Origin of the sequence: Pseudomonas sp. COW5 (genome assembly GCF_026240005.1) — a bacterium.
Taxonomy (GTDB): domain Bacteria; phylum Pseudomonadota; class Gammaproteobacteria; order Pseudomonadales; family Pseudomonadaceae; genus Aquipseudomonas; species Aquipseudomonas kribbensis.
In genome coordinates, this window is the sequence record NZ_JAPHVP010000001.1 from 4,090,306 (window position 1) to 4,103,499 (window position 13,194).

The following is a 13,194-nucleotide window of genomic DNA, read 5'->3' on the forward strand; positions in this document are numbered from 1 at the left end:
GTGGAGGTGAACATGAATGAACCCGTCAGCCCGGGGCCGCGCAACGGCATCTTGTCCCTGACCATCAAGGACAAGTCCGTCCTTTACGCAGCCTACATGCCGTTCATCAGGAACGGCGGCCTGTTCATCCCGACCAACAAGAGCTACAAGTTGGGCGACGAGGTGTTCATGCTGCTGCACCTGATGGATGAGGCGGAAAAGATTCCGGTGGCCGGTAAAGTCGCCTGGATTACCCCCAAAGGCGCCCAGGGCAACCGCGCTGCCGGCGTCGGCGTGCAATTCAACGATGGCGACAACACGGCGCGCAGTCGCATCGAAACTCATCTGGCCGGAGCCCTGAAGTCCGACCGTCCCACTCATACGATGTAAGTTGCAGTCCTTTTTATGCTCGTAGATTCCCATTGTCACCTTGATCGCCTCGACCTTGCCGCTCACGACGGTTCCCTGGATGCTGCGCTGGATGCAGCCCGCCAACGCGGCGTCGGGCATTTTCTGTGCATCGGCGTCAGTGCCGACAACGCGGCCGATGTCAAAGCGCTGGCCGAGCGTTACGACGACGTCGATTGTTCGGTCGGCGTGCATCCGCTGGATGTGCAGCCGGGCGCGGCACCGGCGCTGGGCTGGTTGCTGCACGAGCTCAATCACCCGAAAGTGGTGGCGATCGGCGAAACCGGTCTGGACTACCACTACGAGCCGGAAGCCGCCGAGCTGCAGCAGGAATCTTTCCGTCTGCACCTGCAAGCCGCACAGCAGACCGGCAAACCGGTGATCATCCACACCCGTGGCGCCCGCGCCGACACCCTTGAACTGTTGCGCGAAGCCGCGCTGCCCCAGGCCGGTGTGCTGCATTGCTTCACCGAAGACTGGGACATGGCCAAGGCAGCGCTGGACATGGGGTATTACATTTCCCTGTCGGGCATCGTCACCTTCCGCAATGCCGATGCGCTGCGCGACGTGGCAAGCAAGGTTCCGGCCGATCGTCTGCTGGTGGAAACCGATTCGCCGTACCTGGCGCCGATCCCGTATCGCGGCAAGCCGAACCTGCCGCAATACGTGCGGGAAGTGGCAGAGTTTCTGGCGATGCTGCGGGGCGAGAATTACGAGCGCTTTGCCGAACAGACCACCGAGAACTTCAAGCGACTGTTTCCGCTGGCGCACGTAAAAGCCTGAATCGCAGGCAAAAAAAACCCGGGTTCTGGGGGGTGAATCCGGGTTAAGACCATTAGGAGTAAAACAAAGGCACGCGGTCCCTTGGTACCTTTACCGGCGCGACACTTGGGGGAGATGTCGCCCGACAGTTCAAGTATTGATCAGTCTGGCGTTCAGTCCAGTTGGCCGGTCGGGGTTTTTAAACAAATTTGGAATACGTTCGCTTCGGTTATGTTCTCATTCCCCCCGAAACGTTCGTGAAATGAACAAGAAACACAGATATGGTCGGATGATCCGTGCATTTTTGCGCAAGTTAGGCATAATACGCGGCTTCGAATTTTGACCCCTACAGACCTTTTCTTATGCACAAAGAACCTCGTAAGGTCCGTGAGTTTCGTCGCCGCGAGCAAGAAATTCTCGATACCGCGCTCAAGCTGTTCCTCGAACAAGGTGAAGACAGTGTCACCGTCGAGATGATTGCTGATGCCGTGGGTATCGGCAAAGGCACGATCTACAAGCACTTCAAGTCCAAGGCCGAAATCTATCTGCGCCTGATGCTCGATTACGAGCGCGACCTGAACGAGCTGTTGCATTCGGCCGATGTCGACAAGGACAAGGAAGCCCTGTCCCGTGCCTACTTTGAATTCCGCATGCGCGATCCGCAGCGCTATCGCCTGTTCGATCGCCTGGAAGAGAAGGTGGTCAAGGGCAATCAGGTCCCGGAGATGGTCGAGGAGCTGCACAAGATCCGTGCCTCGAACTTCGAACGCCTGACCTTGCTCATCAAGGGCCGCATCAGCGAAGGCAAACTCGAAGACGTGCCGCCGTACTTCCACTACTGCGCGTCCTGGGCGCTGGTGCACGGCGCGGTGGCGCTGTATCACTCGCCGTTCTGGAGCAATGTGCTGGAAGATCAGGAAGGTTTCTTCCAGTTCCTGATGGATATCGGCGTGCGCATGGGCAACAAGCGCAAGCGCGACCCTGAAACCCCAAGCAGCTGAATCATTCAGTCGCCTTATGCGCCGTGTTTTTCGCTACATGGCGCAGTACCGCAGGAATATACTCAGGCATAGGGCTTGCTAAAACTTGAATTGTGAGTCAAGTTTTAGCCGCTCGATTTTCCATCGCCGGAGTGCTTCATGATCGTTGACCGTCAAGGCAGGCGTTTTCGCAATTTGCGGATCAGTCTGACTTCAGCCTGCAATTACGCCTGTACCTACTGCGTGCCCAACGGCAAGCGGCTGGTGGCTGCGCAGGATGAACTGTCGGCCGAGGCCATGGCACGTGGCGTTGCCTATCTGATCGAAGCGGCCGGCATCGAGCGTCTGCGCATCACTGGCGGCGAGCCGCTGGTCAGCCCCAAGCTCGAATCCTTCATGAGCGCTGTCGGCAAGATGGGGCTGGAAGACATCAGCCTGACCACCAACGGCCAGTTGCTCGCAAAAAAACTGCCGCTGCTGGTGGACGCCGGTATACGCCGGATCAACGTTTCCCTCGATACCCTGGACGCCGGCGCGTTCCGCAGCATTGCCCGTGGCGGCGATCTGGCAACGGTGCTCGACGGGATGGATCGAGCCAAAGCGGCGGGCATGAAGATCAAGGTCAACATGGTGCCGTTGCGCGGGCAGAACCTCGATCAGGTCATGCCGTTGCTCGATTACTGCCTTGAGCATGGCTACGAGCTGCGTTTCATCGAGCTGATGCGCATGGGCCACCTGGCCAAGGACTCCAACGCTTTCCTGCAGCAGTTCGTCAGCCTGCAACAACTGCTGGAACTGATCGGCGAGCGCTACGAATACGCGCAAACCGACGCGCCGGTGGACGCCACGGCTGTTCGCTATGCGATTCCCGGTCTCGGCACCTTCGGCGTGATCGCCAACGAAAGCGTGCCGTTCTGCCGTACCTGTTCGCGCCTGCGCCTGTCGTCCACCGGATGGCTGCATGGCTGCCTGTCGTCGAGCAACCGCCACTATGTCGGTGACCTGCTCGACAAGCCGCGCCACGAGGCGCTTCCGGCGTTGCAACGGCTGCTGGTCAAGGCGCTGGGCGACAAGCAGGAAGTCGCGTTTTCCGGCGGCGCCACTGTCATGAAGATCATCGGCGGCTAAATCTCTCGCCACTAAAACTCTATTTCAAACCGAATACCTGCACATTTCCAAGGACTGGCGCAAAAGCTGCATCCTACGGCCATTCGCCGGTTTTCCGTCACCGGCTTCTGGAGGATTAGGATGCGTAGCCTGGTTTTGCTGCTGGCCGTTTTGGCGCTGGGCGGCTGTATGACTGTCAGTGACATGGCCGAAGGGACTCGCTACCAGATGAGCGACGCGGGTCTGCTGGACCACAGCGACAGCCGCCGCGTAAACAATTTCCGCATTCAGCCGGATTCGTTCATCTACATCGCGCAAGGCTCGTTCGCGCCGCCGGGTGGTTCTTACCCGCGTCCCAACGTGGTGGCCGAAGAGGCCTTCAAAGGCTTCGTCGAATACTTCCCGATGGTCCGCCGCGCCCGTGCGCCGGAAGGGCTTGATCAGGCGATGGGTGAAGCCCGCGACGCCGGTGCTCACTACCTGCTGTACACCCGTTTCGCCAAGGCTGACGACCGCATCGGCAACTCCGATGAGTGGCTGGATCAGGAAGCCGTGGATCGCCTTGGTATCGACGGCGGCGTGATTCAAATCATGTTGATCGAGACCAGCACCCAGTATTTGATTGATACTGCACGGATCAAGAGTCGTGGCGGTTTACTGACGTTCCACGACAACAAGCCCGAAGACCTGATCGGCCCACCGCTGGCGCAGTACGCACGCAGCCTGCTGGGCGTCGGGGACCAGTAATTCAAGGAGTACGCCATGAGTGGCCCGCAAAAAGCCAATGACCTGCTGGGGCAAATCCCCAAAACCAAAGGCTTGCCGCCGGTGCACTTGTGGAACCCGGATTTCTGCGGCGACATCGACATGCGCATCGCCCGTGACGGCACCTGGTACTACCTGGGTACGCCGATCGGGCGCAAGCCGATGGTCAAGCTGTTCTCCACCATCATCCGCCGCGATGGCGATGACTATTTCCTGATCACGCCGGTCGAAAAGGTCGGAATCAAGGTCGATGACGCGCCCTTCGTGGCGATTGCCGTCGAGGTGGAAGGCGAGGGTGAGGCGCAAGTGCTGCGCTTTACCACCAACGTCGATGAAACCACCGAGGCCGGCGCGGAACATCCGATCCGGGTCGAGATCGATCCGACGACGCAAGAACCTGCGCCCTACGTGCATGTACGCACCAACCTCGAAGCGCTGATCCACCGCAACGTGTTCTACCAATTGGTGGAGCTGGCCGTCAGCCGAGAAATCGATGGCCAGCGCTGGCTCGGCGTCTGGAGCGGTGGCGAATTCTTCCCCATCGGCCTCGAACCTTAATAAAACCGCAGTTTGTGAAAGCAGACTGCGGTTTTTTGTCGTTGACTCTCAATCGTATGATGATTAGCTTGGGCAACCACAGCGAACGGCTTCGGGGTGTTCATGTCGAGCAGTTTTCACGCATCAACGGTTGACTGGCTGGGCGCCTGGATTGCTGCCGGCCAGGTGAAGCCGGGGCAGGCGATCAAGGTCGAGGCTGAGCTGGGCGAGCAGCTCGGGGTCAGTCGCACCGTGATCCGCGAAGCCATCAAGACCCTCGTCGCCAAAGGCCTGCTCGAAGTCGGGCCGAAAGTCGGCACCCGGGTGTTGCCGATCAAGCGCTGGAATCTGTTCGATCCGCAAGTCGTGGGCTGGCTGTCACGCAGCGGTCTGCCGGAAAACTTCGTCGATGACCTGCTCGACCTGCGCCGCACCATCGAACCGATGGCGGTGCGCTGGGCCTGCGAGCGGGCGACCGTCGAGCAGGTGCAAGCCATTCAGCAGGCCTATAACGCCCTGGAGAGGGCAGCGCACAGCGGCACCGATTACAACCGCGCCGACCAGTTCTTCCACGAGTGCATTCTCGCCGCCAGTCACAATCAATTCATCGAGCAAATGGTGCCGGCCCTCGGCGCGCTGCTTGCCGTGTCCTTCGAAGTGTCCGCAGCCGACCCCGACGAATTGCGCCGCACTCTGCCCATCCACAAAGACATGGCCGACGCCATCGCCGCCCGGGATGCCGCGCGCGGGGTGTGGGCCTGCATGACCCTGATCGACAACGCCGACCTGGCCATCAAGCGGTTCTACCCGCAGGTGATGGCCGACAAAAAAGCCAGCTGACAAAAATAACAAGACAGGAGGTTGCATGACGTGGAGTGCGGTGACAGAGCATCGGGCGCAACTGGGCGAAGGTCCGTTCTGGGATGCACCGACCCAGGCGCTGTACTGGGTCGACATCGCCGGCAGGCAGGCGCTGCGGCTGATCGGACAGAACGTGCAGATCTGGCAGATGCCGGAACACGTCTCGGCGTTCATCCCCTGTGCCAGCGGTGACGCGCTGGTGACCCTGAGCAGCGGCGTCTACCGGCTGGATCTCGATTCCCCCGGGCTTGAGCCGCGACTGACGCTGTTCTGCGTCGCCGATCCGCAACCGGGCAACCGTGCCAACGAAGCGCGTTGCGATGGTCAGGGCCGCCTGTGGCTCGGCACCATGCAAAACAACATCGGCGAGCAGGGCGAGGATCTGCCGATCACTCGTCGCTCCGGTGGCCTGTTCCGGGTTGATCCGGATAAAAGAGTCACGCCATTGCTGCGGGGTCTGGGCATTCCCAACACCTTGCTCTGGAGCGACGACGGCACCACGCTGCTGTTCGGCGACAGCCTCGACGGCACCTTGTATCGCTATTTCATTCACACCGATGGCAACCTCGACACCGCCCAGCCCTGGTACAGCACCGATCAGCACGGTGGCCCGGACGGTTCGGCGATGGACGCCGAGGGCTACATCTGGAACGCCCGCTGGGACGGTAGCTGCCTGCTGCGCCTGACGCCGGATGGCCGGATCGACCGCAAGATCGACCTGCCGATCAGCCGGCCTACCAGTTGCGTATTCGGCGGCGCCGACCTGAAAACCCTGTACATCACCAGCGCCAAAAGTCCGCTGAGTCACCCGCTGGACGGCGCCGTGCTGTCACTGCGGGTCGATGTCGCCGGAAAGCTCTGTACGCGTTTCGCTGATTAAATCCCAAAATATGGGATGCAAAATTATATATTGAGATTATTTGGCGGTCGGGTTTATAGTCGGCTCCAGCAGTAACACGCACTCACACTTAAAAAGAACAAAACAGGTGAAGTGATGCAGCGAATCTCTATCGCACTCCCCAGTGGAGTCAGCGTCCCGCAGCGGCCCGATGCCGTCAGCGGCGCTTGCCTGTTTCGTTCAAAAAGCCTTCCAGACCGGACATCGTCAGATGCCCGGTTTTTTTATGCTTTCGAACAGGAGTCCTGATTCATGGCTGAACCCCTTTCCTTGCCACCAGTGCCCGAGCCACCCAAAGGCGAGCGTCTGAAAAACAAGGTTGTGTTGCTGACCGGCGCCGCCCAGGGCATCGGCGAAGCGATCGTCGCGACCTTCGCCTCGCAGCAGGCCAAACTGGTGATCAGCGATATCCAGGCTGAAAAGGTCGAGAAGGTCGCTGCGCACTGGCGCGAGCAGGGCGCCGATGTACAAGCGATCAAGGCCGACGTATCGCGCCAGCAAGATCTGCACGCCATGGCCAAGTTGGCCATCGAGTTGCACGGACGCATCGATGTGCTGGTCAACTGCGCCGGGGTCAACGTGTTCCGCGATCCGCTGCAAATGACCGAAGAAGACTGGAAACGCTGCTTTGCCATCGACCTCGACGGCGCCTGGTATGGTTGCAAGGCCGTATTGCCGCAGATGATCGAGCAGGGTATCGGCAGCATCATCAACATTGCCTCGACCCATTCCACGAACATCATTCCCGGCTGCTTCCCTTACCCGGTGGCCAAGCACGGTTTGCTCGGTCTGACCCGCGCGCTGGGCATCGAGTACGCGCCGAAAGGGATTCGCGTCAACGCCATCGCCCCGGGCTACATCGAGACCCAGCTCAACGTCGATTACTGGAACGGTTTCGCCGACCCGCACGCCGAACGCCAGCGCGCCTTCGATCTGCATCCACCGAAACGCATTGGTCAGCCGATCGAAGTGGCGATGACCGCCGTGTTCCTGGCCAGTGATGAAGCGCCGTTCATCAATGCCTCGTGCATCACCATCGATGGTGGGCGTTCGGTGATGTACCACGACTGAAAAAGCGGATTGCAGGTGGGAAGGTCCGCCTGAAATCCAATCATCATACGATATGACTATTGTCGTCATGATTTGCGGGAAACGCTTCGACCGCTTCAACGCTTTTCAAATAACGCTCAAGAAAAATAACAAGGAGTCTGCTTATGAAACGTCGTTTCGGGATTCGTACCCTGTGCAGTGCCGCGCTGGCGGTCACTGCGTTCAGCCTGAGTGGTTCGCTGCTGGCCGCCGATCCGGTGAAGATCGGTTTCCTGGTCAAGCAGGCCGAAGAGCCGTGGTTCCAGACTGAATGGGCCTTCGCCGAGAAAGCTGCCAAGGACAAAGGCTTCGAGCTGATCAAGATCGCCGTGCCGGACGGCGAGAAAACCCTTTCGGCCATCGACAGCCTTGCGGCCAACGGTGCCAAGGGTTTTGTGATTTGCCCGCCTGACGTGTCCCTCGGCCCGGCAATCATGGCCAAGGCCAAACTCAATGACCTGAAAGTGATTGCCGTTGATGACCGTTTCGTCGACGCCAACGGCAAGTTCATGGAAGAGGTGCCGTACCTCGGCATGGCCGCGTTCGAGGTCGGCCAGAAGCAGGGCGCCGCCATGGCCGCCGAGGCGAAAAAGCGTAACTGGGACTGGAAAGACACCTACGCGGTGGTCAACACCTACAACGAACTCGACACCGGCAAGAAGCGCACCGACGGCTCGATGAAGGCGCTCGAAGATGCCGGCCTGCCTAAAGAGCACATCCTGACCGCTGCCCTGAAAACCCTCGACGTGCCGGGCAGCATGGACGCCACCAACTCGGCGCTGGTCAAGCTGCCGGGCGCGGCGAAGAACCTGATCATCGGCGGCATGAACGACAACACCGTGCTGGGCGGCGTGCGCGCCACCGAAGCCGCCGGGTTCGCCGCCGCCAACGTGATCGGCATCGGCATCAATGGCACCGACGCCATTGGCGAGCTGAAAAAGCCCAACAGCGGCTTCTACGGTTCGATGCTGCCGAGCCCGCACATCGAGGGCTACAAGACTGCCGAGATGATGTACGAGTGGGTCACCACCGGCAAAGAACCGCCGAAGTACACCGCGATGGACGACGTCACCCTGATCACCCGCGACAACTTCAAGCAGGAGCTGGAAAAGATCGGCCTGTGGAACTGACGGCAACGTCGGCCCGGGCAGCCGGGCCGCTTGAACGGTGTGATGAGGTGGCTTAAATGCACGCGCAAGTACAGACACAACAACACGGTGCCGGCAGCCTGCGTTTCAAAGGGATCGGCAAGACCTTTCCCGGCGTGAAGGCGCTGGACGGCATCAGTTTCGTCGCTCATCCCGGGCAGGTGCATGCCCTGATGGGCGAGAACGGCGCCGGCAAATCGACGCTGCTGAAAATCCTCGGCGGCGCCTACATTCCGAGCAGCGGTGAACTGCAGATCGGCGAGCGGACGATGGCCTTCAAGTCCACCGCCGACAGCATCGGCAGCGGCGTGGCGGTGATTCACCAGGAGCTGCATCTGGTGCCGGAAATGACCGTGGCCGAGAACCTGTTCCTCGGCCACCTGCCGGCGAGTTTCGGCCTGATCAATCGCGGCGCGCTGCGTCAGCAAGCTCTGGCCTGCCTCAAGGGCCTGGCCGATGAAATCGACCCGCAGAGCAAAGTCGGGCGACTGTCCCTCGGTCAGCGGCAACTGGTGGAAATCGCCAAGGCGTTGTCCCGTGGCGCCCATGTGATCGCTTTCGACGAACCGACCAGCAGCCTCTCGGCGCGGGAAATCGACCGCTTGATGGCGATCATCGGCCGGCTGCGCGACGAGGGCAAAGTGGTGCTCTACGTTTCCCATCGCATGGAAGAAGTGTTCCGCATCTGCGACGCGGTGACGGTGTTCAAGGACGGTCGCTACGTGCGCACGTTCGATGACATGAGTCAGCTGACCCACGATCAACTGGTGACCTGCATGGTCGGGCGTGACATTCAGGACATCTACGATTATCGCGGTCGCCCGCGCGGCGCCGTGGCGCTGAGAGTCAATGGCTTGCTCGGCCCGGGCTTGCGTGAGCCGATCAGTTTCGATGCGCACAAAGGCGAGATTCTGGGCCTGTTCGGACTGGTCGGGGCAGGGCGCACCGAGCTGTTCCGGTTGCTCAGCGGCCTGGAGCGCAACACCGCCGGGCGCCTGGAATTGCGCGGCCACGAACTGAAATTGCGTTCGCCCCGGGATGCGATTGCCGCCGGGATTCTGCTGTGCCCGGAGGACCGCAAGAAGGAAGGCATCATCCCGCTGGCCAGCGTCGCCGAGAACATCAACATCAGTGCACGCGGCGCGAACTCCGGGCTCGGTTGTCTGCTGCGCGGGATCTGGGAAAAGGGCAACGCCGACAAGCAGATCAAGGCCCTGAAAGTGAAAACCCCACACGCCGGGCAGCAGATCAAGTTTCTCTCCGGCGGCAATCAGCAGAAGGCGATTCTCGGCCGCTGGCTGTCGATGCCGATGAAAGTCCTGCTGCTCGACGAGCCGACCCGGGGCATCGACATCGGCGCCAAGGCCGAGATCTACCAGATCATCCATAACCTCGCCGCCGACGGTATTTCGGTGATCGTGGTGTCCAGCGATCTGATGGAAGTGATGGGTATTTCCGACCGCATTCTGGTGCTGTGCGAAGGCGCCCTGCGTGGCGAAGTCAGCCGCGACCAGGCCAACGAATCCAACCTGCTGCAACTGGCTTTGCCGCGCCATCGCGCCAGCGGCGCGGCAAACTGAGAGGTGACTATGATGACAACCCAAAACGAAACCCTGCCGACCGCGCGCAAACCTCTGGATATGCGGCGCTTCCTCGATGACTGGGTCATGTTGCTGGCAGCGGTGGGGATCTTCCTCGCCTGCACCTTGCTGATCGACAACTTCCTGTCGCCGCTGAACATGCGCGGTCTGGGCCTGGCGATTTCCACAACCGGGATTGCCGCGTGCACCATGCTGTATTGCCTGGCGTCCGGGCATTTCGACTTGTCGGTGGGCTCGGTGATCGCCTGCGCCGGGGTGGTTGCGGCGGTGGTGATGCGCGACACCAACAGCGTGTTTCTTGGTGTCAGCGCGGCGCTGGTGATGGGGCTGATCGTCGGGCTCATCAACGGCATCGTGATTGCCAAGTTGCGGGTCAATGCGCTGATCACGACCTTGGCGACCATGCAGATCGTCCGTGGCCTGGCCTACATTTTTGCCAACGGCAAAGCGGTCGGCGTGTCGCAGGAATCGTTCTTTGTTTTCGGCAATGGCCAGTTGTTCGGCGTGCCGGTGCCGATCCTGATCACTATCGTCTGCTTCCTGTTTTTCGGCTGGTTGCTGAATTACACGACCTACGGGCGCAACACCATGGCCATCGGCGGCAACCAGGAAGCGGCGTTGCTCGCGGGGGTGAATGTCGATCGCACGAAGATCATTATCTTCGCGGTGCATGGGGTGATCGGTGCCTTGGCCGGGGTGATTCTGGCGTCGCGGATGACTTCCGGGCAGCCGATGATCGGGCAGGGGTTTGAGCTGACGGTGATTTCGGCTTGCGTGCTGGGCGGGGTTTCGCTGAGCGGCGGGATCGGGATGATCCGGCATGTGATTGCCGGGGTGTTGATTCTGGCGATTATCGAGAATGCGATGAACCTGAAGAATATCGACACGTTTTATCAGTATGTGATTCGTGGGTCGATTTTGCTGTTGGCAGTGGTTATCGACCGTCTGAAACAGCGCTGAGATCAAAAGCTCCCTCACCCCCCGCCCTCTCCCGGAGGGAGAGGGAGCTGACCTAGGTGTCTTGCGCTCTACATTGACCTGAAGAATCCAGTCGATTATGGATTCAGTGAGCGGGCTCGGGTCGGCGTATCTCCCAAATATCCCCCATTCAGTCCCCTCTCCCTCCGGGAGAGGGCTAGGGTGAGGGCGCTCTTGATCTTCCCGCCTTCCGTCACCCCACTCAAAATTTCCCTTGCCCGTCCCAACCCGTTTCGGTTATCACTTTGTACATGATTAGACAGGTACGATTTGACAAGAAACAACGGGTGGTCGACGAACTCGTCCGACGCATCGAAAGCGGCCTCATGGAGGACGGCTTTCTGTTGCCTGGCGAGCATCAGTTGGCTCAGGAATTCAACGTCAGCCGTGGCACGTTGCGCGAAGCGCTGGCCGAACTGAAGCGGCGCAATTACATCGCCACGCAAAGCGGGGTCGGTTCCATCGTCACTTTCGACGGTGTGGTGCTCGATCAGCGCAGCGGCTGGGCCCAGGCCCTGGCTGACAGCGGGGCGCTGATCAACACCGAAGTGTTGCGCCTGGAAGCCGTTACCCGGCCCGATCTGCTGCCGCGCTTCGGCACCGACCAATTCATCACCCTCGATCGTCGCCGCCGTTCCAATGACGGCACGCTGGTGTCCCTCGAACGCTCATTGATGCCCGCCACCGGAGGCCTGGAAAGCCTGCCGCGCGTGGGCCTGATCGACAATTCGCTGACCGTCACCCTGGCGGCCTACGGCTACATCGGTGAGCGCGGCGATCAGTGGATCGGCGCCGAGCCGCTCAACGCTGTGGACGCCGAACTGCTCGGCCGTCCCGAAGGCACGGTGTTCCTCAAAGCACTGCGCACCACCTACGACCGGCAAAACCGTTTCATGGAGCAAGTCGAAAGCCTGCTCGACCCGGTGCATTTCCGTCTGCACCTGCAATTTGGAGAATCGAAATGACCGCCCTCGACCGTGCCCTGGGCGCGTTTTATGGCCTGGCCCTCGGCGACGCGCTAGGCATGCCGACGCAATCCCTGAATCGCGAAACCATCAAGCAACGCTTCGGCCAGATCACCGATCTGCAAGATGCCGGCCCCTTGCAACCGATTGCCGCGAATATGCCCAAAGGCTCGATCACCGACGACACCGAACAGGCGATTCTAGTCGGCGAGTTGCTGGTCGAAGGTCGCGGCCGGATCGAACCAGCGGTGCTCGCGCAACGGCTGATCGAATGGGAAGCCGAGATGCAGGCCAAGGGTTCGCAGGATCTGCTCGGCCCATCCACCAAACGTGCGATCGAAATGATCCTCGCCGGCCATTCGCCGGAAGAGGCCGGGCGCTACGGCACCACCAATGGCGCGGCGATGCGCATTACCCCGGTGGGGATTGCAGCGGATGTTGCCGACCCCGAGCGCTTTATTGCGGCGGTGGTGCAGGCCTGTCAGGTAACCCACAACACCACACTGGGGATTTCCAGTGCGGCGGCGGTGGCGGCGGTGGTTTCGACCGGCATCAACGGCCTGGATCTGGGCGAGGCGCTGAACCTCGGCCAGCAAATCGCCCAGCAAGCTGAGGCGCACGGGCATTGGGTTGCCGGTGGGCGTATCGCCTCGCGGATCAGTTGGGCACGCAGCATCAGTGTCGAGAGCGACCCGGTATTGCTCGCCGATCTGCTGTACGACGTGATCGGCACCTCGGTGGCGTCGCAGGAGTCGGTAGTGGTGTCGTTCGCCCTTGCGCAGCAAGTAGCGGTGGGTGAAATGACGCCGTTCGATGCGCTGTGCATGGCCGCGAGCCTGGGTGGCGACACCGATACCATCGCCGCGATTCTCGGTGCCATGCTCGGGGCCTGCCTGGGCCTTGAGAGCTGGCCGGCGGCGATGATTGAAACGGTGAAGGCCGTCAACGATCTGGAGCTGGAGCCATTGGTGCAAGGGCTGTTGGCCCTGCGCTGAACGGGCTGACGCCTTCGTCGGATCGCCGCCCGGAGCAAGCTCGCTCCCACAGAAACAACGCCGTACTTGTGGGAGCGAGCTTGCTCGCGAAAGGCGCACCACAACCCTTGAATATTCACCC

At 60.7% G+C, this 13,194-nt stretch carries 14 protein-coding genes; all 14 read left to right on the forward strand.

The annotated features are described in order from the left end of the window. Nucleotides 1–12: 12 nt before the first annotated feature. Nucleotides 13–369 (forward strand): PilZ domain-containing protein, encoded by a 357-nt coding sequence (locus OQ248_RS18680; protein ID WP_085710925.1) that lies wholly within the window; start codon nucleotides 13–15, stop codon nucleotides 367–369. A gap of 15 nt (nucleotides 370–384) precedes the next feature. After that, on the forward strand, nucleotides 385–1,170 hold the full coding sequence (locus OQ248_RS18685) for a TatD family hydrolase (RefSeq protein ID WP_265813568.1): 786 nt from the start codon (nucleotides 385–387) through the stop codon (nucleotides 1,168–1,170). Between the two features lie 341 nt (nucleotides 1,171–1,511). Then, a complete protein-coding gene (locus tag OQ248_RS18690; RefSeq protein WP_007950805.1) occupies nucleotides 1,512–2,150 on the forward strand; it encodes a TetR/AcrR family transcriptional regulator in 639 nt (212 codons plus the stop codon). Between the two features lie 138 nt (nucleotides 2,151–2,288). Then, nucleotides 2,289–3,257: a radical SAM protein gene (locus OQ248_RS18695; protein WP_085710923.1), complete on the forward strand. Its 969-nt coding sequence runs from the start codon at nucleotides 2,289–2,291 to the stop codon at nucleotides 3,255–3,257. 120 nt (nucleotides 3,258–3,377) lie between these two features. Then, nucleotides 3,378–3,983, forward strand: a complete 606-nt coding sequence (locus OQ248_RS18700) for a DUF4823 domain-containing protein (RefSeq protein ID WP_007950810.1) — start codon at nucleotides 3,378–3,380, stop codon at nucleotides 3,981–3,983. 15 nt (nucleotides 3,984–3,998) lie between these two features. Further along, entirely contained in the window at nucleotides 3,999–4,559 is a 561-nt protein-coding gene (locus OQ248_RS18705; RefSeq protein ID WP_248743886.1) for a DUF1285 domain-containing protein, read from the forward strand. A 102-nt stretch (nucleotides 4,560–4,661) separates the two neighbouring features. Further along, nucleotides 4,662–5,378: a FadR/GntR family transcriptional regulator gene (locus tag OQ248_RS18710; RefSeq protein WP_265813569.1), complete on the forward strand. Its 717-nt coding sequence runs from the start codon at nucleotides 4,662–4,664 to the stop codon at nucleotides 5,376–5,378. A 25-nt stretch (nucleotides 5,379–5,403) separates the two neighbouring features. Beyond that, nucleotides 5,404–6,279 carry an SMP-30/gluconolactonase/LRE family protein gene (locus OQ248_RS18715; protein WP_265813570.1) on the forward strand — a complete coding sequence of 292 codons (876 nt, stop codon included), beginning with the start codon at nucleotides 5,404–5,406 and terminating at the stop codon, nucleotides 6,277–6,279. A 270-nt stretch (nucleotides 6,280–6,549) separates the two neighbouring features. Beyond that, complete coding sequence (locus tag OQ248_RS18720; protein WP_265813572.1) at nucleotides 6,550–7,368, forward strand: SDR family oxidoreductase; 819 nt, start codon at nucleotides 6,550–6,552, stop codon at nucleotides 7,366–7,368. Nucleotides 7,369–7,511: 143 nt separating this feature from the next. After that, on the forward strand, nucleotides 7,512–8,516 hold the full coding sequence (locus OQ248_RS18725) for a substrate-binding domain-containing protein (protein WP_119429724.1): 1,005 nt from the start codon (nucleotides 7,512–7,514) through the stop codon (nucleotides 8,514–8,516). Between the two features lie 56 nt (nucleotides 8,517–8,572). Next, nucleotides 8,573–10,114, forward strand: a complete 1,542-nt coding sequence (gene araG / locus OQ248_RS18730; protein ID WP_265813573.1) for an L-arabinose ABC transporter ATP-binding protein AraG — start codon at nucleotides 8,573–8,575, stop codon at nucleotides 10,112–10,114. Between the two features lie 12 nt (nucleotides 10,115–10,126). Further along, entirely contained in the window at nucleotides 10,127–11,095 is a 969-nt protein-coding gene (gene araH, locus OQ248_RS18735) for an L-arabinose ABC transporter permease AraH (RefSeq protein WP_085697229.1), read from the forward strand. Nucleotides 11,096–11,364: 269 nt separating this feature from the next. Further along, nucleotides 11,365–12,078 (forward strand): GntR family transcriptional regulator, encoded by a 714-nt coding sequence (locus OQ248_RS18740; RefSeq protein ID WP_085710916.1) that lies wholly within the window; start codon nucleotides 11,365–11,367, stop codon nucleotides 12,076–12,078. Continuing rightward, nucleotides 12,075–13,073 (forward strand): ADP-ribosylglycohydrolase family protein, encoded by a 999-nt coding sequence (locus tag OQ248_RS18745; protein WP_265813575.1) that lies wholly within the window; start codon nucleotides 12,075–12,077, stop codon nucleotides 13,071–13,073. Before OQ248_RS18740 ends, OQ248_RS18745 begins: the two co-directional genes overlap by 4 nt. Nucleotides 13,074–13,194 lie beyond the last annotated feature (121 nt).